General features: G+C 70.2%; 18 protein-coding genes and 1 pseudogene. 8 read left to right on the forward strand and 11 right to left on the reverse strand.

Annotated elements, in window-relative coordinates:
* Positions 1-375 precede the first annotated feature (375 nt).
* A pseudogene (locus D7V80_RS42915) lies at positions 376-1,121 on the forward strand (IS5 family transposase).
* Between the two features lie 13 nt (positions 1,122-1,134).
* Here D7V80_RS42915 and D7V80_RS21195 read toward each other — a convergent pair.
* From D7V80_RS21195 to D7V80_RS21215, 5 genes are all read right to left on the reverse strand, one after another.
* Positions 1,135-2,082, reverse strand: a complete 948-nt coding sequence (locus D7V80_RS21195) for an ADYC domain-containing protein (protein ID WP_120589873.1) — start codon at positions 2,080-2,082, stop codon at positions 1,135-1,137.
* A 186-nt stretch (positions 2,083-2,268) separates the two neighbouring features.
* A complete protein-coding gene (locus D7V80_RS21200) occupies positions 2,269-6,084 on the reverse strand; it encodes a bifunctional serine/threonine-protein kinase/formylglycine-generating enzyme family protein (protein WP_120589874.1) in 3,816 nt (1,271 codons plus the stop codon).
* Positions 6,085-6,203: 119 nt separating this feature from the next.
* Positions 6,204-6,674 (reverse strand): response regulator, encoded by a 471-nt coding sequence (locus D7V80_RS21205; protein WP_120589888.1) that lies wholly within the window; start codon positions 6,672-6,674, stop codon positions 6,204-6,206.
* Between the two features lie 204 nt (positions 6,675-6,878).
* Positions 6,879-8,714 (reverse strand): Ig-like domain-containing protein, encoded by a 1,836-nt coding sequence (locus D7V80_RS21210; RefSeq protein WP_158616674.1) that lies wholly within the window; start codon positions 8,712-8,714, stop codon positions 6,879-6,881.
* A gap of 191 nt (positions 8,715-8,905) precedes the next feature.
* On the reverse strand, positions 8,906-10,558 hold the full coding sequence (locus tag D7V80_RS21215) for a carboxypeptidase-like regulatory domain-containing protein (RefSeq protein ID WP_120589876.1): 1,653 nt from the start codon (positions 10,556-10,558) through the stop codon (positions 8,906-8,908).
* A gap of 152 nt (positions 10,559-10,710) precedes the next feature.
* On the opposite strand from D7V80_RS21215, the gene D7V80_RS21220 reads away from it, so the two are divergent.
* The 3 genes from D7V80_RS21220 to D7V80_RS21230 all read left to right on the forward strand — a co-directional run bounded on the left by D7V80_RS21220 (position 10,711) and on the right by D7V80_RS21230 (position 14,555).
* Positions 10,711-11,154: an HIT family protein gene (locus D7V80_RS21220; protein WP_120589877.1), complete on the forward strand. Its 444-nt coding sequence runs from the start codon at positions 10,711-10,713 to the stop codon at positions 11,152-11,154.
* A gap of 84 nt (positions 11,155-11,238) precedes the next feature.
* Positions 11,239-14,103, forward strand: a complete 2,865-nt coding sequence (locus tag D7V80_RS21225; RefSeq protein ID WP_120589878.1) for a TonB-dependent receptor domain-containing protein — start codon at positions 11,239-11,241, stop codon at positions 14,101-14,103.
* 14 nt (positions 14,104-14,117) lie between these two features.
* The gene (locus D7V80_RS21230) at positions 14,118-14,555 is read left to right on the forward strand and encodes a GNAT family N-acetyltransferase (RefSeq protein ID WP_120589879.1); all 438 of its coding nucleotides are present in this window, start codon (positions 14,118-14,120) and stop codon (positions 14,553-14,555) included.
* Between the two features lie 4 nt (positions 14,556-14,559).
* Here D7V80_RS21230 and D7V80_RS21235 read toward each other — a convergent pair whose 3' ends face one another.
* Positions 14,560-15,771 (reverse strand): MFS transporter, encoded by a 1,212-nt coding sequence (locus D7V80_RS21235; protein ID WP_120589889.1) that lies wholly within the window; start codon positions 15,769-15,771, stop codon positions 14,560-14,562.
* A gap of 132 nt (positions 15,772-15,903) precedes the next feature.
* Here D7V80_RS21235 and D7V80_RS21240 point away from each other — a divergent pair, with 132 nt between their 5' ends.
* Positions 15,904-16,368: an FKBP-type peptidyl-prolyl cis-trans isomerase gene (locus D7V80_RS21240; RefSeq protein WP_199738778.1), complete on the forward strand. Its 465-nt coding sequence runs from the start codon at positions 15,904-15,906 to the stop codon at positions 16,366-16,368.
* A gap of 8 nt (positions 16,369-16,376) precedes the next feature.
* On the opposite strand, the gene D7V80_RS21245 is transcribed toward D7V80_RS21240, so the two are convergent.
* Positions 16,377-16,601 (reverse strand): hypothetical protein, encoded by a 225-nt coding sequence (locus tag D7V80_RS21245; RefSeq protein ID WP_120589881.1) that lies wholly within the window; start codon positions 16,599-16,601, stop codon positions 16,377-16,379.
* A 93-nt stretch (positions 16,602-16,694) separates the two neighbouring features.
* Here D7V80_RS21245 and nudC point away from each other — a divergent pair, with 93 nt between their 5' ends.
* A complete protein-coding gene (gene nudC, locus D7V80_RS21250; RefSeq protein ID WP_120589882.1) occupies positions 16,695-17,525 on the forward strand; it encodes an NAD(+) diphosphatase in 831 nt (276 codons plus the stop codon).
* 49 nt (positions 17,526-17,574) lie between these two features.
* On the forward strand, positions 17,575-18,267 hold the full coding sequence (locus D7V80_RS21255) for a radical SAM protein (protein WP_120589890.1): 693 nt from the start codon (positions 17,575-17,577) through the stop codon (positions 18,265-18,267).
* Positions 18,268-18,285: 18 nt separating this feature from the next.
* Here the strand turns inward: D7V80_RS21255 and D7V80_RS21260 are convergent, their stop codons facing one another.
* Both D7V80_RS21260 and D7V80_RS21265 read right to left on the reverse strand, forming a co-directional pair.
* Positions 18,286-18,765, reverse strand: coding sequence for a hypothetical protein (locus tag D7V80_RS21260; protein WP_147447166.1), 480 nt, complete (start codon positions 18,763-18,765; stop codon positions 18,286-18,288).
* A gap of 10 nt (positions 18,766-18,775) precedes the next feature.
* A complete protein-coding gene (locus D7V80_RS21265) occupies positions 18,776-19,057 on the reverse strand; it encodes a hypothetical protein (protein WP_014393299.1) in 282 nt (93 codons plus the stop codon).
* A 92-nt stretch (positions 19,058-19,149) separates the two neighbouring features.
* Between D7V80_RS21265 and D7V80_RS21270 the strand changes: the two genes are divergently transcribed.
* Positions 19,150-19,455, forward strand: coding sequence for a hypothetical protein (locus D7V80_RS21270; RefSeq protein WP_120589884.1), 306 nt, complete (start codon positions 19,150-19,152; stop codon positions 19,453-19,455).
* 11 nt (positions 19,456-19,466) lie between these two features.
* On the opposite strand, the gene D7V80_RS21275 is transcribed toward D7V80_RS21270, so the two are convergent.
* Positions 19,467-19,871: a hypothetical protein gene (locus D7V80_RS21275; protein ID WP_147447167.1), complete on the reverse strand. Its 405-nt coding sequence runs from the start codon at positions 19,869-19,871 to the stop codon at positions 19,467-19,469.
* Positions 19,872-20,059: 188 nt separating this feature from the next.
* Positions 20,060-20,299: a GIY-YIG nuclease family protein gene (locus D7V80_RS21280; protein ID WP_120589891.1), complete on the reverse strand. Its 240-nt coding sequence runs from the start codon at positions 20,297-20,299 to the stop codon at positions 20,060-20,062.
* Positions 20,300-20,417: the final 118 nt, after the last annotated feature.

Raw genomic sequence — 20,417 nt, forward strand, 5'->3', positions numbered from 1 at the left:
GGATACCGCGACGACAGCCTCGCGATGGGGCACCCTCCCCCTCACCGTGCGCGGAACCCCGGACACACCGGTCCCGTCCCCCTCCGTGAATGCGGAAAACGCCCCATGCCCCTCCGGTCCTTGCGACACGGAGGCGAATGGAGCGTTCTCATAACATGAAAGACTGACAATTATCGACTTCCAGATTTTGTAACCCAGTCCGTTACAAGTCTGGGATTGCTGTAACCTGTCAGGCTACAGCCCGCGGCCCCGCTAGGGGCTGTCCCTGATCTCCGGCCCGAAAATCAACCTGGTGGATCAAACACGGGCGTTGGACCCGGCCTTGAGGGGCACCAGGAGGTTGCCAGCCAGCGTCAGGCATGATCAACGCTGGCTGTGCGCCGACATGAACTGAGCGATGCCGAGTGGAGCCGCATCAAGCCCTTGCTGGGCTCGCGTAGCGGCCCACCCTCGAAGCGAGGGGACCGCGACTTCATCAACGCCGTCATCTGGCGCGTGAAGACTGGGGTGCAATGGCGGGACCTTCCGGAGCGATTCGGCCACTGGAAGACCGTCTACAACCGCTTCCACCGCTGGGCGCAAGTCGGGCGCTGGGAAGCCATCTTCAAGGCCCTGCGACTTCCGGTGGATGAGCTCGGCTCGCTGGCAGACGCTTCCGTCGTCCGGGCGCATCAGGACGCCTCGGGCGGAAAAGGGGGGTCCGAAGAAATGCTCTGGGGCGTTCTCGAGGAGGTTTTTCAACGAAAGTTCACGCCGTCACAACGGCGGGCGGTAAGCCGCTCCACCTCGAAATAACGCCCGGCCAGCAACATGAGTCCACGATGGCCGAGGAGTTGTTGGTGCACGCCGAGGGCAAGGCCTTCATCGCGGACACCGGTTACGACGCAGAGCGCATTCGCGCCAACGCCCTGAAGGTGGGAATGACGCCTGTCATTCATCCCCATCCCAGCAGGAAGCAACCGCCTGCGCTGGACCGCACCCTCTATCGGTTGCGCTACCGGGTGGAGTGCTTCTTCCACGACCTCAAGCGCTTTCGGGCTGCGGCCACCCGCTACGACAAGACGGCGAAGAGCTACCTCGCCGTCCTGCACGTTGCTTCCATGCTTCTTTGGCTGCGGTAATCAGGGACAGCCCCTAGGGCGCCTCGCTGATGAGGCGGGTGCCGGACTGGAAGTGGCTGGTGCTGCCGCAGTCGGGGATGGGGTTGAAGCCCGAGCACGTCACCGGCGCCTGGGCGCGGGTCTGGGAGGTGAAGCAGCGCGCGCCGGCCTCGTTCCACTCGGCCTCCACGCTCCAGGACTCGGTGTCCGTCTGGATGCCCACGCCGTCGTAGAGGTTGACCCACTGGCCATCGGTGGTGTGCGACGCGCCATCGCCGCAGAAGTCCGCGCGCACCATGCGGGTGCAGGCCTGGTGGTGGCCCGCGAGGCTCTGGCCGTTGACGGTGGCCCAGGGCTTGTAGCCAAAGTGCATGCACTTCGCGATGGCGGCGCCCTCGCAGGCGAAGGTGAAGGCGGTGGCGTCTTCAATCTTCTCGCCGCCCCCCGCCACGCCCTGGAGGTAGTTCCAGCGGCCGGCCACGGCGATGGCGGGGAGCGCACCGCCGTTCGCGTCCTGGCACACGGGGCGCCAGCTGCCGTCCGAGCCCTGGTAGGTGACCTGGTAGGACCACAGGTCGCTGTCGCCGCCGCTGCCCTGGGTGATGCCGTCCACGCGCACGGGCAGGGTGGAGCCGTCCCCCAGCGTGCCGATGAAGCGTGCACCGGTGAAGCTCGTGCCCGTCACGGGGTTGGGGCCGTCCAGGCCGACGAAGGCGGAGCCCTGCAGCCGCACATTGGTCAGCGTCTTGCCGGAGGCGGAGGTGGCGCCCGCGTACGCCACGGACACCAGCATGCCGCCCAGCTCGCTGTTGTTCAGGTTGCGGCCGTTGAGGTTGCGTCCATTGAGGTTGCGCCCATTGGGAGACGCGACCTCCGCCACCTGCGTGCGCAGGGAGGGAGCCTCGGGCTCCGACGATTCCGTGCCACAGCCCACCGCCACGACGGCGAAACACGCCGCGACCACTCGCTGCAACGTCCTCATCTGGATGCCCCTTCCCTGCCCCGACCCCGACCCGCACCGCGTTACAGGGCACAAGGTCAGTCCGGTGGGCGGAAGCGGCAACCACACGAGGCCCGTCCGGGCACTTGCAGCGTCCAGTGGCTTCCAGTTGGAGGAGACCCCAGGGTGATGCCAGCGGTTCCCGGGGGTTTCAGTGTCCGGTGGTGCTCAGCCGCCGGACACGGGCGCGTCCGCGCACACGCGCAGGCCCACCGTGACGTCGCGCAGTGAGGCCTCCGGCAGCTCCCGGTTGGAGGACCTCGCGCTCGTCACGTTGAAGGTGAAGCTGCCGCCCCGGGCCACCGGGCGGCCGGGCTCCAGCCACGAGCGCGTCCACTCCCAGACGTTGCCGGCCATGTCGTCCGCGCCAAAGGGGCTGCGGGACGCGGGGTGGCTGCCCACGACGTCCGGGCCGAAGCCGCCCGGGTCCTTGCCGTAGGTGACGTCCACGTTCGCCTCGTCCGGGCCCAGGCGGTTGCCGTGGGGATACTCGCGGCCGTCCACGCCGCGAGCGGCGCGCTCCCACTCCAGCTCCGAGCACAGCCGAGCCCCCGGCACCCGGCCGGACGTGGACAGCCACGTCACGTAGGCCTCCGCGTCCGCGAAGTTGATGCCGCTCACGGGGAACTGGCGCCAGTCCTGCTCCGTGCGCTGCGAGCGCCGGGCGTACCGCACGGGCTCGCCCGTCCGCGCCGTGTAGCGCACGCCGCCGGGCTGGAAGCGCAGGCGCCAGCCATTGCCGTCCGGCTCCAGCGCCAGGCCTCCAGCGTAGCCGCCCGTGCCCACGCGGGGCTGACGGGTGGCGCGCTCCTCCGCGGGCAGGGCCGCCAGGTACTGGAGCCAGTCCGCGTACGTCGTCTCATGGCGGGCGATGAGGAAGCCCTGCACGGGCACGGTGTGCAGCGGGGTGGCGTTGAAGAAGTCGCGCACGCTGGACTCGGCGGCGCTGCCGAAGCGCACGTCGCCCGGGGGCACGTACACGAACCCCGGCGGGAGCGAACCCGCGCGGACGAGCGGCAGGACGACGTTGCGCGACTCCCCGCGCGTCAGGAGCAGCGGCTGCACCGACGTCTCGTGGCCCGGGGCGCGCACGGTGAGCTGCCAGGTCCCCGGAGGCACGGTGAGGTTGGCCCAGGGGAGCGCGCCCGGGGAAGGCAGGGGCTCGCCCACGACCTCCGGTCCCGTGGCCTCGCGCGACACGGGACGCAGCTCCGCGGAGGCACCGGGCGCGTCCACCTGGAGCGACAGGTGCGCGGGCATGTTCCAGCGGCTCCAGCGCACGCCGTCGGGGTCGTAGAGGCGCAGGCGCTGGAGCAGCGCGGGCAGCACGGGCTCGTGCTCGCTTTCGGCCCACAGGGCGCGCTCGTAGAGGAAGTCCGCCAGCGCGTCGCGCACGTCGGTGCGAGTGGGGGCCAGCGCCAGCGCGCGCTCCAGCCGGTCCGCCACGGCGTCGAAGTGGTGGGACAGCTGGGCGCCGTGGCCCGCCGCCTTCGCCCAGCTCCGGTCGCCGTCCGCCTTGTGGCCGGTGTCGTAGAGCTGGAAGGCCTCCGCGCGCTCGGCCTGGAGCGCTTCGCGTTCGCGGCGCACGGCCTCCAGCTCCAACCCGGCCGAGGCCAGCTCGCCGCGCACGCGCACGTCGAGGAGGCGGCGCTCGCGCCACTGGAGGCCCACGTACACGAGCCCCAGCGACACGAGGAAGCCCAGCACCAGCCCCACCTTGAGGCGGCGGCTGCGCACGCCGGTGCGGCGCGAGGTGCTGAGGAAGGACTGCTCGCGCTGGGTGAGCTCGGACGGATCCAGGAGCTCCGTCTCCGCCAGCTGGCGCGGGCCCCAGAGCGACTCGCGCGCATGGCCCAGGCGCTCCCACTGCGCGGCGGCGGCCTCCAGGCGGGCCTGCACCTCGCGGCGCTCGCCCGCCTCCACCAGCCAGCGCGCCAGCGTGGCCCAGCCGGTGAGGAGCGCTTCGTGGGCCAGCTCGTACGCGGTGCCGCCCTCGCCTTCGCGCGCCACGAGCAGGCGCGCGCGCACCAGGGCCTCCAGCGCCGCGCGGTAGCGAGGGTCATCGCCCACGAGCTCGCGGTCCGTCTTGCGAGCGCGGGTGCCGTCCGCCGTCACCAGGCGCAGCATCACCCCGCGCGCCGCCGAGCGCTGGTCGGGCAGCAGGCGGGCCACCGCGGCGTCGGCATGCCGGGCGAGCGCGCCGGACACACCGCCCAGCGAGTCGAGCGCCGCCTGGGTCATCACACCGCGGGACTCGTCGCGCGCGTCCCACAGCTCCGCCAGCGCGAACTGGAGCAGCGGCAGGCCGCCGTCGGAGGCCGCCGTGGAGGCGACGAGCGCGTCCACCACGGCCTCGGATTCGAAGCTCACGCCCTTCACGCGCGCGGGACCGACGATGGCCTCACGCGTCTCCTCCGGCGTGAGCGCGCGCAGGAGGTACAGCGCGTGCGGCACCTCCGGGCCCAGGCCGGGCACGGCGGTGAGGCGGGTGAGGAAGTCGCTGCGGCCGGTGGCGAGCAGCCGCAGCCCCCCGGCCGCCTCCGTGAGCGACTCCAGCGCGGCCCCCGCGAGCGCGGCCTCCTCCGGCGGGGACAGCGTCACCAGCTCCTCCATCTGGTCCATGTAGACGAGCAGCCCGCCCTGCGTGCCCAGCTTCGCGCGCAGCCTGCGGCCGAGCGACGTGGGGTCCTGGCGCAGCGTCTCCGCGAGCGGCTCCTCTTCCACCTCCAGCACCGGCGCGAGCGCCACGGCCAACGCGGACACGGGCCTGCGCCCGGGCACGAGCCGCGCGGTGCGCCAGCGCCGGCCATCCTCCAGCGCGCCGTCCGCCACGGCGGGGAGGATGCCCGCGAGGCACAGGGACGACTTGCCCACGCCGGAGTCGCCCGTCATCAGCAGGAAGGCCTCCGCCTTCAGCCGCTCCAGCACGGCGCGCTGCTCGCGACGGCGGCCGAAGAAGAGGCCGCGGTGCTCGGCCTCGAAGGCGCGGAGGCCCCGGTAGGGATTGCCCTCCGGAATGACGGCCGGGAGCTCCTCGCGCGTCAGCGCCTCCAGCGCGTCGAGCAGCTGCGCGGCGGACGCGTGGCGCTGGGCGGGGTCGCGCTTCAGGCACTTGTCGATGGCGGCGGCGAAGCCCGGGTCCACCGACGGGGCCACTTCGAGGAGGGGACGCACGTCGCGGGTGCGCACGGCCTCGGACAGCTCGCGCCAGGGCACGTCGCGGAAGGGGCCCTTGCCCGCGCACAGCTCGTAGAGCACGACGCCCAGCGAGTACACGTCGCTGCGAGCGGTGAGCTCCTCGCCGGCCCAGGCCTCCGGGGACATGTAGTAGGGCGTGCCCACCAGCGCGCCGCGCGGCAGGGACGGCAGGAAGACGCCGTCCAGCGAGCGGGCACCCAGGGCGGGGCTGGACTCCGGATCCCAGTCCGCGGGCAGCTCCGGTGGTGGAAGTGGCGCGCGCGGAGGGGTGGGCTCGCTGGCCTCGGCGCGGTCGAGCAGCTTGGCCAGGCCGAAGTCGAGCAGCTTCACCTCGCCGCTCTCCGTGAGGACGGCGTTGCCGGGCTTGATGTCGCGGTGGAGCACGCCCCGGCGGTGCGCGGCGCCCAGGCCCCGGGCCAGGTCCCGCCCAATGCCCAGCGCGCGCTCCCAGGGCACGGGCCGGGCCAGCCGGTCCAGGCTGACGCCCCGGATGAACTCCGAGATAAGGTAGGGCTGATCCTCCAGCTGTCCCACCCGGTACAGGGTGACGACGTTGGGGTGCTGGATTCGGGCGGCGGCGCGAGCCTCCACCAGGAAGCGCGCCAGCGCGTTGGAGCCCAGCGACGGGATGAACTTCACCGCGACGGGGCGCTCCAGCAGCGTGTCGTGCGCCAGGTACACCCGGCCCGTACGTCCTCGTCCGAGCGGCCGCACGATGCGGTACTCATCGAACTCCTCGGGAGGAGTCCACGCATCGGGTGGAGAGGACGAGGCGGGAGAGCCCACCAGGGTTGCCTACGTTTCCCGCGTCCGTGGGTCAACCGGGGGGCCTGCGGGAGCCCGTCCCGGCGCAGGGTGCCGCACCCGAGTGTCCACCCATGGACACTGCGGAGCGGAGCCTGGGGTTACTCCTGACCCGAGCGGGGCTTCGCCTTGCTGGGTTTGAGCATGTTCCGGATCTTGTTCTCCAGGTCCTGGGGCAGGCAGGGCTTGGCGACGAACTCGTCAGCCCCCACGGACCGGGCGTGCTCGGCGTTGCCGGCGAGCACGTGGCCGGTGAGGGCCATCACAGGGATGTCGCGGGTGCGGGTGTCCTGCTTGATGCGCCGCGTCGCCTCCCAGCCATCCATGACGGGGAGGGAGAGGTCCATGAGGATGATGTCCGGCTCCCCCTCCTGGGCCTTCTCCACGGCCTCCAGGCCGTTCTTCGCGGTGTCCACCTCAAACCCGCAGAATTCCAGGTATTCGGCGTACATCTCGCGGGCGTCGTCGAAGTCGTCGACGACGAGGACGCGTTGCTTGGCGGAGTTCACGGGAGCGGGCCCACCGCTCGCGGTTGGCTCACCCTCTGGAGATGTCAGGACCGCGTTCTTCATGGAGCAGAGGCCTCGCATGCAGGGGAGGGGCGGAGCGAATCTAAACACGTCCACCGAAAAGCGCCCGTTCTCGCAAGATTTCCCTGGACGGATCCCAGGGTAGGTTCGTTGTCCGCCAAGCGACAGGGACACAGAGGACGACAGTGTAGGTGGGCGGAGGGACTGGGGGTGGGGGCTCTGGCAGAGCCCCCCGGTGCAACGGACTCAATCGTTGGGGCGGAAGACCTGGAGCCGGGGCTGGGTGGCGTCCTGCTCATCGACTTCGGTCCAGGCGAGGAAGATGCGCCCGTCCTTGTCCGTTCCGATCTGGGATTGGCTCACCGCCGTGGCACCGGCATTGGCGCGCAGCGCGCCTCCGATCGGCTCCCAGTGATCCGTGTTCCATCGTTGGACGAACAGGCTTCGCACGGAGGATGAAGCTTCGGACTCGGGTTCTTCGAGCAGCATGATCAACCGGCCCTGAGCGTCGAACTTGAGAGCGGTAGCGGAAGCGTCAGTCCTTCCCGGGACGCGGTCGTAGGTGTCTCCCACGCGCTCCCACCCCCCCGTTGACTTCTGCTGTACAAGGACAGACTGGCTGCCATTGACCGTGACCGGACTGGCGACCGCGACGGTGCCACTACGGTTCACGGTCATCGCCAACATGGTTGAGGCGGATTGTTTGGATGGAGGTTCGTAACCGAACTCACTCCCCCCGGACAATTGAACTACGCGAGCCCACCATCCAGGCAATGAGGGACTTATCTGGCTCCAGGCCAAGAACTGGTCTTCCCATTGACTCAGTTCAAAGTGCAGCGAAGCAAGGTTCGTGACTGATTGAGAACCAGGCGCGGCCCTCGCTCTCCACTCCCCCGCCTGCAAGCGGACGATACTGACTCGGATTTCCGAAGCATTCCATTCCTTGAAAGCAATGACAGGGATACCCCCAAAGGTTTCCACCTGCATTCGCAAGTCAGTCACACTGGCTTGCGACAAGGCAGGAATGACGGGCGCCCCCAAGTCAGTCCAGGCACTACCGGACCACCGCCGGACATGGATCGCCACGCTTCCATCAAGCTTGGGTTGGACCCAAGCCACGTACGGGGTGTCCGACGAATCGAGGTGCAGAACGCACTCTGTTGCCTGGGGGTCTTCGGCGCTTCCTTGGAGCGGAGCCCCCAGTGCTTGCCAGGCGATGCCATTCCATCGTTCGACCTGGACGCCGGACGACCCCGTTCCCAACCGAGCCACCAGCGGAATTCCCCCGCGCTCCACCTGGAACGAAAAGGAACCCACGCGGGGCCGAGGGGTCTGGGTGCCTCCCAGGGGAAGGAAGGCAGGAACCCGCCATGACCATCCCTGGGAAGGCATCGCCACGGGGTTGCCCGCGGCATCCGCCACGCTCGGATCGAACACCACCCGCATCACTTCGCTCACGGGCAGTGGCTCAAGCGGTTGAAGCGTCAGGACGCGGCCATCCTGAGACAACGAAACCTCCGCGGAGACCTCACTCTGTCCCGCCAGCAGTCGGACCGTGCTGTCGTTCACGCTGTCCGCCATCACGGGCTCGGACAGCTCCGCTCGAACGGTCTGGTATACGGACACCCACTGTGCACCGTCCTGGGGCGTCTGCGCGATCAGCGTTGGCTTCGTCCGGTCCACCACCACCTGACGCTGGGTGCTCAAGGATTCCTGCCCACACCGGCGCGCGCGGACGACGAACGCATGCGGACCCTCCGAGACGGACTGGGTCTCCCAATCCAGGGCGAAGGGGTCCTTCAGGGTCGCGACCGCTGTGCCATCCACCAACAGGTCCACGTTCTCCGGTGTGGCGCCTGTCAGTCGAACCTGGAGCCTCGCGATGCTTCCAACCTGTGCTCCCTCCTTGGGTGACACCCATTGGACGCCAATAGGCTCCTCGCCCGCGTCACTGCAGTCAGGCTCGTCGGGTGGCGCCGCGATGTCGGGAATCTGGATGCATGCTGCAGGCATGAGCAGCATCGCCAACAGAATGGTGCTGAGGTTTTTCATGAGGCCGCGACTGAGCAAGAAGAGGTCCATCCGGAAGTGGACTCGCTCCGTATGCATCTACGGGATGTTGCGCGTCCAGCGACGCTGAGCCAGGTCTCCATTCAAGACGGGAGGATCCCTCCCTGAGGACACCTTGAAACGAAGATGCCCCCGCGAAGCCTGGGCTTCACGGGGGCATCCAGGTGGCTTCAACCACCTACGTCAGGCTGACGCAGGCAGGCTCAAGGAGCAGGAGTCGGCGCGGGGTGCTGGCCAATGCCCGTCGCTTCCAGGTCCGTGTTGATCGGCTGGCCCCAGATGGACTCGTAGACGTCGTTGGTGCCCAGGACAGGCGCCAGGTTGCTGAACGAAACGACGAGACGAACCTGGCTCGGGTTGAGGGCAACAGCGCCTGTGTATCGGAAGAAATAGCGGGTGCTGTACCCGGACGCCTGGATTCCGAACACAGGCAGTTCAGCCGGCGTGCGCGTCTGGACAGGCTTCGTCGGCTCAGCGATCTCCAGGGGGAAGCCCTGGCCGCTGTAGTTGCCGACCTCACCGAAGGAGTTGCCGCCCACGGTGCCGTTGTTGTCGATGTCCGAGGCGAAGAAGACCTGGACGGACTGACCGACCTGCTTCGCGATGGGCGCGCTGAAGTTCACGAACACTTCTTCAAGACTGTTGAGCTGCGTCGCGGTGGCCGCCGGCGGCCGATCGAGTTCCTGGTACCGGATCTCCGAGATGGTCACCGCCCTCGGCGCGGACTGGTCGCCGCCGAAGAAGAAGCCCGTGCGGCTGTAGTTGCTGCCACCCTCCGCGGCCACCGCGCGGACGAAGATGTTGTACTCCTTGCCCTCCTGCACGATGCCGTTGCCCGGGGTGATGGTCGCCGAGTAACCGCCGACGTTCACCGAGGCCGTCACCGGCAGGGACTCCTTCGCGTACTCGTCCGTCAGGCGGACGAACACCGAGCCCGGCTGCACCGGCTGGTTGAAGTACACGAAGATGGGCTCGCCCGGACGCACCATGTTGCGGAGCGGATCCACCTCCGCGGCGCCCTTCAGGCTGGACACGTTGCCACCTTCGATGTTCAGCGCACCCGCGCCCGAGGGCTTCGAGTCCTTCAGCTGCGCGAGCGTCGTGGACTGCGTCCCCACGATTTCGCTGTTCGAGTAGACCTTCGTGTAACCGCCCGTGTCCGAGATCCCGTCACCGTTGGTGTCCATCGGCGCGATCCAGACGGTGAACTGGCCGCCCAGGCGCGCCAGCTCCACGCCGGAGGGGATGCCGGTGAAGGTCAGGACGCCGTTGGCGTCCGCCGTGGCCTCCACGTAGACCTTGCTGATCACGGAGGAGACGGAGTCGTAGTTGCTCAGGATGACCGAGCCCGCCTTGTCCACCTCCAGCACGCCCTTCGCGCCCACCGCCGGACGGCCCTGCGGCGTCACCACGGTGACGGCCAGCGAGCTGTTCAGCTGCGTCAGCGTCACCGGACCGAAGCTCGCGTTGCCGTTGTTGATGGGCACCGTGCCCGCGGCCGACGGCACCGTGGAGGTCGCGCGCAGCGTCGAGTAGCCGCCCTTGCTGAACGTCAGCAGCACCTGCGCGCCCGCCGGTACGTCCGTCATCACGAAGTTGCCGCTGGCGTCCGTCGTCGCCGACTTGCCCGTCGGCTGGCTGCCAATCGTCATCGCGACCGTGACGTCCGCGATCGGCTGCAGCGTCGTGCTCAGCACCTGGCCCGACACCGTGCCCTTCGGCGTGGAAGGCACCACCACCGACACGTTGTTCGGATCACGGATGCCGTCAGCGACACCATCGTTGTCCGCGTCAGTCGCGTCACCGCACCCCCAAGCCAGCAGCGGCAACACGGCCATCAGCACATGCTTCTTCATCGTCCCCACCTTGAATTTATGACGGAATTTTCACGCCCCAGCTGCTCCCAAAAGGGCGGAAATCGGACACTCCCCGACCCGGGCCCACGCCGTCAAGGTGGGGTGAATTCTACCCAAGGGCTGCCAAGCGCCCTGAACTAGGATGACTCGCCATGTCAGACGTCAACGACCCCTGCCTGGGCTGCGCCATCGTTCGCGGGGAGGTCCACCCACCGGGTGGCCTGCTCGCGCGGGCTCCCGGGCTCGTCCTCCACGGGGTGGCGTCCCCCAGCCCCGTCCCAGGCTGGGTGGTGCTCACCAGCGACCAGCACGTGCGCGGCTGGTATGACCTGGACGAAACGGCCTCGCGGGAGCTGGGGCCGTTCGCCGCCCGGGTGATGCGCGCCCAGCGCGAGGTGCTCGGCGCCGAGCACGTCTACGCCTTCGCCATTGGCGACGTGCTCCGCCACTTCCACCTGCACCTCGTCCCCCGCTTCGCGGACACCCCGTCCCACCTCCGGGGTCGGGGCGCCTTCGACGCGGCCCCGGCGGAGCACCTTTCGCCGGAAACGCTGGAAGCCGCGGCCCGGCGGCTGGCGGCGGCGCTCGCCCGCTGACCCACCCCCGGCGTGCGGTGCCCGTCAGGGTTGGCCAGTGTCATGGACCTGACACCGTATCGGGGGAAGAATGCAGGCGTCCTCATGCGTGCGTTCCCCCTCGGTCCCTGGCTGCTGTCCCTCTGGCTCCTCACCGCCGGTCCCGCGCTCGCGGACAACAACGCGGACGAGGCGGACATCGCCTTCGAGCTGGGCAACGACGCGTACTCCCACGGCAACTACACGGAGGCGCTGCGCTCGTACTTCACCAGCTACCGGCTGGTCCCCAACCGCAACGTGCTCTTCAACATCGCGCGCTGCTTCGAGGCGCTGGGCAAGTTCAACGAGGCGTACCGCTACTACAACGACCTGCTCGGCGAGGACCTGCCGGCCGAGGACGCCTCGGAAGTCACCCGCTCGCTGGAGCGGCTGCGCCCCAAGGTCGCCCTGGTGCGCGTCACCACCAACCCCCGCGGCGCGGAGGTCTTCGTGGACCGCGCGGACCTGGGCAGCCGGGGCCGCTCGCCGCAGACGCTCGCGCTGTCGCCGGGCCGCCACAAGGTCCTGGTCCAGAAGTCCGGCTACCGCCCCACCGAGGCCACCGTCACCCTCGTCCGGGGCCGGGAGGTGCCCGTGGACCTGGACCTGGCCCTCATCACCGGCATGGTGGACATCACCGGCTCCCCCGAGGGCGCGGAGGTCCGTGACAGCCCCACCGGCCCCGTCCTGGGCCGCATCCCCGCGAAGCTGCGCCTGTCTCCGGGCCAGCGCGTGCTGCACGTGCGCGCGCCCGGCCACGCGCCCGGCCAGTACGTCATCGACGTGCCCGCCGAAGGCGCCCTGCCGCTCGCGGTCACGCTGACCGCCCAGACGGCGCCCAGCGGCCGCGTCGTCGTCACCGCCAACCACGACGGCGCCACCGTGCGCGTGGACGGCCGGCCCGCGGGCTTCACCCCCACCGTCGTCACCCTCCCGCAGGGCGAGCACGTGCTGGAGGTGGAGAGCCGCGACGTGCGCCCCGTGCGCCAGAAGGTCACCGTCATCCCCGACCAGGAGGTGAAGGTCCACGCCACCCTGCGCTATGAGCCGCCTCCGGTGCGCGCCGCGTCCAAGCGCCTGCTGTCCGTGGACGAGGCCCCCGCCTCCACCACCGTGCTCACGCCGGAGGAGCTGCGTGCGTTCGGCTGGCGCACCCTGGCGGAGGCGCTGGCGGGCGTGCGCGGCTTCTTCCTCACCGACGACCGGACGTACACGTACCTGGGCGTGCGCGGCTTCTCGCCGCCGGGCGACCTCAACACGCGCATCCTCATCCTCTGGGACGGCCACGCGATGAACGACGTGTGGGCCGGCCAGGGCTACGCGGCGCATGACCTCAGCGTGGACCTGGAAGAGGTGGAGCGCATCGAAGTCGTGCGCGGCCCCGGCAGCGCGCTGTACGGCACGGGCGCGTTCTTCGGCGTCATCAACGTGGTGCCGCGCGAGTCGCTGGGCCTGGACCGGCGGCTGGAAATCACCGGTGCCGTGGGCGCGATGGGCTCCACGCTCGTGCACGCCACCACGTCGTGGGAGGACCCCCAGCGCTCCGTCCTCTTCAGCCTCGCGGGCATGAAGTCCCACGGCGCGGACACCACCCGCCTGGGCGACCCGGGCCCCATCGTCACCGGCCTGGACGGAGAGAAGGCCGGCACCGGTTCGCTGCGCGCGCGGCTGGGCAACCTGTCCCTGGTGGCCCGGCTGCACGGGCGCAGCAAGGACGTGCCCACCGCGCCCTATGGCACCGTGGTGGGCGCGCAGGGCACGCGCGTGCAGGACGTGCGCGGCTTCGCCGAGGCGAAGTACGAGCGCCCCCTGTCCGAGCGCTTCGTCCTCTCCCTGCGCGGCGCGCTGGACCTGAGCCGCTACGAGGGCCACTGGAACTACGGCGGCGACACCACGGAGACGAACACCGACTCCGGCGCCGCGGACTGGCTCACCGCCGAGGGGCGCCTGCTGGCGGTCCTGTCCGAATCCAACCGCCTCACCGTGGGCGTGGAGGGCCAGGCCCAGCTGCGCGTGGACCAGAAGAGCGTGGGCCCCGCGGTGGCCGCGTCGCTGGGCTCGCGGACGCGCTCGCTCGTGTCGGTGTACGCGCTGGACGAGTGGCGCCTGCACCCGCGCCTGAGCCTGTCCCTGGGCTTCCGCGTGGACAAGTACTCCGACCTGGACTCGCTGCCGCTCACGCCCCGGCTCGCGGTCATCGGCCGACCGTATGAGCAGGGCCTCACCAAGCTCGTCATCGGCCGCGCGTTCCGCGCCCCCAACGTCTACGAGCTGTTCTACGGGGACAACCTCCTCACCCAGCGCCCCGCGGGGCAGCTGGCGCCGGAGACCATCACCACCTTCGAGGTGGAGCACTCGCACGACCTGACGAACGAGCTGCGCCTGACGGTCGCGGGCTATCACAACCGCATCTCCCAGCTCGTCACGCTCACCACCGAGTCCGCGGCCACGCCCGCTTGCGGCACCCCGAGCGCGCCCACCCAGTGCCTGGTCTACGCGAACAACTCCGGCGAGACGCTCGCGTGGGGCGCGGAGGCCGGGCTGCACTGGCAGCCGGGCCGCTGGCTGCTGGTGGACCTGAGCTATTCGTACGTGACGCTGCGCAACGCCTCGCAGGACGTGGTGGAGGCCGCGCCCGCGCACCTGGCCTCCGGGCGATTCCTGCTGCCCGTGGGCAACGGCGACATGCGCATCGCCACGCAGGCCACCTACCAGAGCGCCCGGGTGCCTGGCGTCGCCGGCGCGGACAGCGGGGAGGCGCTGCTCGTGGGCTTCGGCGTGTCCGGCGACTACGGCCGGCTGCGCTACTTCGCGGGCGTGAACAACCTGCTCGACTCGCGCTACGCCTTCGTCGTGAGCGATGACGTGTCCGCGGGCCCCGTGCCCCAGTACGGCCGCACGTTCAACCTCCAGCTCACCGGCAGCTTCTGACAGACTCCCGCGCCATGACTGACCTCCGCTTCGACTTCATCGACCCCCGCCATCCGCTCTACGAGGGTGAGCTGGAGCTGCGCTTCCGCGTGCTGCGCGAGCCCCTGGGCCATGCCCGCGAGGACGTGAAGTTCCCCTTCGAGAACGAGAGCCTCCACCTGGTCACCCACGCGGGCGGCGTCGTGCAGGGCTGCGTGCTCTTCAATCCGGAGGACGCGCACAGCGGCCGGCTCTTCCAGATGGCGGTGCTGCCGTCCCTGCAGGGCAAGGGCCTGGGCGCGAAGCTGGTGCGCGCGCTGGAGGACGAGCTGCGCAAGCGAGGGTTCCGCCACGTGCACCTGCACGCGCGGGCCCCTGTCGTCCCCTTCTACGAACGGCTGGGCTACGCCGTGTACGACGAGCCCTTCGTCGAGGTGGGCATTCCCCACCGGCACATGCAGCGCGACCTCTGAGGCCTCAGGTCGCGGAGGCCTGGGCCGCCGGCAGGCGTCGCGCGCCCCAGAGCACTGCCACCAGCGCGGTGAGCGACATCGCCGCGCCCACGGCGCACACGCCCGGCCAGCCCGCGCGCGTCCACGCCGACATGCCCGCCCACGCGCCCGCGGCGCCGCCCACGAAGTACGTCACCATGTAGAGGGTGTTGAGCCGGCTCCGGGCATCAGGCCGCAGCGAATACACCCGCGCCTGGTTGGCGATCTGATTCGCCTGCGCGCCCAGGTCCAGCAGCACCACGCCCAGCGCGATGCCCCACAGTGAGTGCCCCCAGAGCCACAGCACGACGAAGGACGCCAGCAGCACGGCGATGGCCAGCGCGTTGATGCGGCGGCCAGCGCCCTTGTCCGCGAAGCGTCCCACCAGCGGCGCGATGACCGCGCCCGCCACGCCCACCACGCCGAAGAGGCCCGCCACCTGTGCGTCGTAATGCCCGGGCAGGGAGCGCAGGTAGAGCGCCAGCGTGGCCCAGAAGGCGCTGAACGCGCCGAAGGTCAGTCCTCCCAGGAGCGCGTGCAGCCGCAGCACCGGCTCCGTGCGGGCCAGGTGGATGAGCGACCGCATCAACTGCGGATAGGGCATGGCGGCCACCGGCGGCGCCGAGGGCAACGTGAAGCGCAGCACGACGCCCGTCACCACCATCAGCCCCGCGGCCACGAAGAACATGGTGCGCCAGCCCAGGTGCGTGCCCACGAAGCCCGCCGCCGTGCGCGACAGGAGGATGCCGATGAGCAGCCCGCTCATCACCGTGCCCACCACGCGCCCGCGCTCCGACGGTGCCGCGAGCTGCGCCGCGAACGGGATGAGCATCTGCGGCACCACCGTGGTGACGCCGATGGCGAAGCTCGCCGCGACGAGCACGTGCAGGCTGGGAGCGAGCCCCGCGACCACCAGCGCCACGCCCACGCAGCCGCACAGCAGGAGGATGACCTTGCGGCGCTCCAGGCTGTCACCCAGCGGCACCAGGAACAACATGCCCACCGCGTAGCCCACCTGCGTCAGCGTGGGCACCAGGCCCAGTGCGCTCCCGTCCGCACCCAGCGTCCTTCCAATGTCTCCCAGCAGGGGCTGGTTGTAATAGAGGTTCGCGACGGTGACGGCGCCCGCCACCGCCATCAGCCAGACGAGCGAGGGACGGAGCAAAGCGGAAGGTGCGGGATCGGAAGGCGTCTGCATGGCGGGCGGCGCAACGGATAAGCCCCGCATGGACGCGCTTCAAGCAGGACCTGCGCGTCCTTCACCGTCCGGGCGGGCAGGCCGTGCGTGCCCCCCTTCCCCACGGGGCCCGCGCGCGGCAGGCTGCGGGCCATGCTTCGTTCCCTCCTGTTGTGCGCGGTGCTGGCCCTGGCCGGCTGTGGTGATGACGCTTCATCGACCTCGGGTGACCCCGCGAAGGTGACCTACGCCGAGTCCCTGGGCGTGGACCTGTCCGCGATGAACAAGAGCGAGTCCGGCCTCTACACGCAGGACCTGGTCGTGGGCACCGGCAAGGAGGCCGTCAACAAGAGCTACGTGGTGGTCCACTACGCGGGCTGGCTGCCGGACGGCTCCATGTTCGACAACAGCCGCTCGCGCGGGAAGCCCTTCGACTTCGTGGTGGGCAATGGCGACGTCATCAAGGGCTGGGAAGAGGGGCTCGTCGGCATGCGCGTGGGCGGCAAGCGCAAGCTCGTCATCCCTTCCGACCTGGGCTACGGCTCGCGCGGCTCCGCGCCCGTCATCCCCAGCAACGCCGTGCTCGTCTTCGACGTGGAGTTGATGAACATCTACTGACGTTGGCTTCAGACGCTGGGCGTTCCCCCGGACACCGGCGGAGCCGGAGGCGAGCGCTTCTTCGGAATCGTGGAGCGCCCCTTCGGCCCCTTCAGCGCCACGCCCAGCAGCATCGTCGCGGGCAGCATCATCCCCAATCCCTGCGTGAGGTCCTGCGGGGGATGGGTCACCACGCCCAACACCATTCCGGCGAAGAGCAGGCCGCAGACGATGCGGAGGATGAGGGCGTTCACGGTCGAAGGCTCCCAGGCGGGCAGTGCCCGGGGTGGCGGGCGGCCGGAGCATAGCGCGCGGCGCCCCGCCGCGCCGTCCGTTAAGGTGGCCCCGTGAGCTCCCTCAAACGCTTCCAGCCCGGCTACGAACCGCCCGCCCGCTCGCGCGACTCCGCCCTCCTGTTCGCCGTGCGCGGCATGGACCTGCTCGTGTCCGAGCAGGATGGCCGCCTCGACCTTCCCCGGGGCCTGGCCCTGCCGGAGTCCGCGGCCAGCGCCCACTTCCTGGGCATGCTCGACGACACGGACTGCTACGCGGCGCCCATGCCCGGGGACTTCACGCCGCCGGAGGGGCTGAAGTTCGTGCCCGCCCGCTCGCTCTACAAGCAGGTGGACGAGGCGACCTTCGCCGTGGCGGGCCGCGCGCTCTCCATCTCCGAGTGGGACCTGAACCACCGCTTCTGCGGCAAGTGCGGCGCGGCCACGCAGCTCGTGCCGGGCGAACGCGCGCGCCGCTGCCCGGTGGACCACACGCCGTTCTATCCGCGCATCGCTCCGGCCGTCATCGTCCTCATCACCCGGGGTGACGAGATGCTGCTCGCGCGCAACGCGTCCTTCCCGGAGCCCTTCTTCAGCACCGTCGCCGGCTTCGTGGACGCCGGCGAGTCACTGGAGGAGACCGTGCTGCGCGAGGTGAAGGAGGAGGTGGGCGTGGACCTGAAGAACGTCACCTACTTCGGCAGCCAGCCGTGGCCCTTCGGCCGCTCGCTGATGGTGGGCTTCCTGGCCGAGTACGCGGGCGGCGACGTCGTCGTGGACGGCAAGGAGATCGCCGAGGCGCGCTGGTTCGGCGTGGACGACCTGCCGCGCATTCCGCCCCGCCTGAGCATCGCGCGCCACCTCATCGACACCTTCATCGACCGGGTGAAGGCCCGCCGGGCTTGACCCCCTCCCCCCAAGGGTGCGCTTGATGCGCCCCTTCGCACTGCACGCCATGCCTGCCGCACGCCCGCACATCGAGCCCCGCCGCGTCCCCACCGCTGACTCCGTCGTGGTGAAGGAACTCTATCTCTCACTCCAGGGTGAGTCGTCCCACGCCGGCATGCTGTGCGGCTTCATCCGCCTCACCGGCTGCCACCTGCGCTGCTCGTACTGCGACAGCGAGTTCGCCTTCCACGGCGGCAGCCGCATGAAGATCCCCGAGGTCGTCGAGAAGGCGCTGGCCTGGAACACGCCCACCGTGGAGGTCACGGGCGGCGAGCCCCTGCTCCAGCCCGGCGTGTATCCGCTGATGGAGGCGCTCTTGGACGCGGGCCTCAAGGTGCTGCTGGAGACGAGCGGCGCCATCGACGTGCGGCTCGTGCCCCCGGCCGTCCACAAGATCGTGGACATGAAGACGCCGTCGTCCGGCGAGTGCGACCGCAACGACTACCGCAACCTCACGTCCATGAACGCCAACGACGAGCTGAAGATCGTCATCGGCTCACGCGAGGACTACGAGTGGGCGCGCGCGCTCGTGAATGAGCACCAGTTGGGAAAGAAGCCCTACAGCGTCCTGTTCTCCACCATCTTCGACAGGCTCCACCCGCGTCAGCTGGCGGAGTGGATCATCGAGGACCGGCTGCCGGTGCGCTTCCAGCTCCAGATGCACAAGTACCTCTGGGACCCCAACGAGCGCGGCGTCTGACGCGCGACGCCCCGCGTGTCACCGCCCCAGTGACAGCACGAAGAAGGCGACGAGCGCGCCCCACGCCAGCAGCCCCAGCAGGTTCAGCGCGGACACGACGCGCAGCATGAGAGCCAGGCCCCGGTCACCCACCTCTTCACGGCGCCGCAGCTTGCGCGTGGAGAGGACGGTGCCCGCCACCGCCACCGCCAGCGTGCACGCCAGCTCCAGCAGCATCCCCAGGCCTCCGCCCCGCCTCCCGTGGACCGGCCCCGCGAGCCGCACCACGTGCGCGCCGAGGAACAGCAACCCCACGGCGTTGGCGAACAATGCCAGCCGCACCGTGTGCGCGGGGCGCATGTTCCGGATGCGCCGTTCGGCGCACGGCGCGCAGTACGCCGTCTCCTGCACCACCTCCGTGCACGCGCCGCACAGGTAGCCGCCGCAGCGCGCGCAGAGGGCCACCGCGGCCGCGTCCGGATGCTGGCCACAGCGGGCACCCGTGGGACTCGCGGTCATGCGTGGAGGCCTAGAAGCCGGGGGGCGGCATGCGGGCCGCAGCAGCGGCGATGCCGTGGACGCCCATGCCCAGGAACACCGCCGTCAGCACGGTGCTGGCCACGAAGCCCGCGACGATGAGGTTCTTGCGCGGGTGCTCGAACTGGCTGAACGCGTAGACGAGCATGTAGCAGGGGATGAGCAGCACCATGACGCCCGTGCCCACGCTGCGGCGGAAGGCGTGCGTCAGCAGGAGGGCCGCGCACACGAGCGAGACGACCCCGAACAGGATGGCGAGTGGCAGGAGCGGCACACCCGCCCCCTTAGCACGCCTTCGCCCCTTTCGCGGCGGACGTGCGCATACTAAGGACGGCCCGCCGCCCACCCGCCGAGGAGGTCCCCACCATGGCCACGTTCAAGACGTTCCTCATCTTCATCCTGGCCGGTACGCTGCTGGGCACCTTCATCGCGTCGCTGGCCGCTCCCTCCTACATCGAGTGGAACAACAGCACGCCGCTCGCCACGCAGACCATGTGCAACCTGCCGGAGGTGGTGCGCAGCGTGACGGCGTCGCTGATGCACTCGCAGCTGATGGGCGCGGGCATTGGCGCGGGCGTGGGACTGGTGGCCGCCATCATCGTCGCCGTGCGCGCCCGGAGCCGCGCGAAGCAGCGTCCGGGCTCTCCGCCGCCCGCGGCCACCGCCGCCTGAAGCGCGGCGCGCTACTGCTGCTTCGGCAGGATGAAGAGCGGGGGCGACTGGCCCAGCAGCACGCCCCCGTTGTGGTCCTCCACCTCCACGTAGAGGTAGATGGGCTGGTTCGGGTTCTCCAGCGGCGCCGGCGCGGTCCAGGTGGGCGTGGCGATGCTGGGGTCGCTGAACACGCCGCCCGCGTTCGAGGGGTTCTGCGTCCAGCGGAAGAAGATCTCGTCGTTGTCCGCGTCCGTCACCTCCAGCTGGAGCTGGATGACGGTGCCCTCTTCGAACTTGAGCCCGCCCGGCGTGGACGGCGAGCCCAACGGGCGCGGTCCGGCGGTGATGACGGGCTGGTGATTGGGCGCACCGCAACCGACGCTCCCCAGACCCAAGGCAAGCAAAGCGAACATGAACGAGCGAGAACGCGACATGGACTTCCCCCTGCTAGGACAGGCCACACCCTAATTCGGCCCCCGGCGGTCCGTACACCCACCCGGAGGCCCCGGCCGTTTCATCAGCAGGCGATGAAACACCCGCGGACGCCACGGCAACTGTCGCGCCGCGCGCATCCCGCGTCCTGAAGCGAACCCATTCCGCCAACAAGCCCCGGGGACGAGCGTCAACGCCGTCCCGGACGCCGCGCGAACAGCCGCAGCTTGTCCGCGCGCGTCAGCCGCTTGATGGCGGCCTCGCGGCGCAGGGCGGCGCTCCGGTCCAGGGCGGGCTCGCTCCACACCAGCGTCACCGGCAGCCGGGCCCGCGTGTACGCGGCGCCCTTGCCCCGGCCGTGCGTGGCCAGGCGGCGCTCCAGGTTGTTGGTGGCGCCCGTGTAGAGCGTGCCGTCCCGGCAGCGCAGCATGTACACGGTCCAGGCGGTGGGCGGGGCTTCCGACACGTCGTGCTCGGCTTGGTCGTCGAAGTTCCAGTCCGCGCAGGCCCCGGCGAGCCCCCGGCCGCGCAGCTCGATGACCCAGGTC

Origin of the sequence: Corallococcus sp. CA054B (assembly GCF_003611625.1) — a bacterium.
GTDB lineage: Bacteria > Myxococcota > Myxococcia > Myxococcales > Myxococcaceae > Corallococcus > Corallococcus coralloides.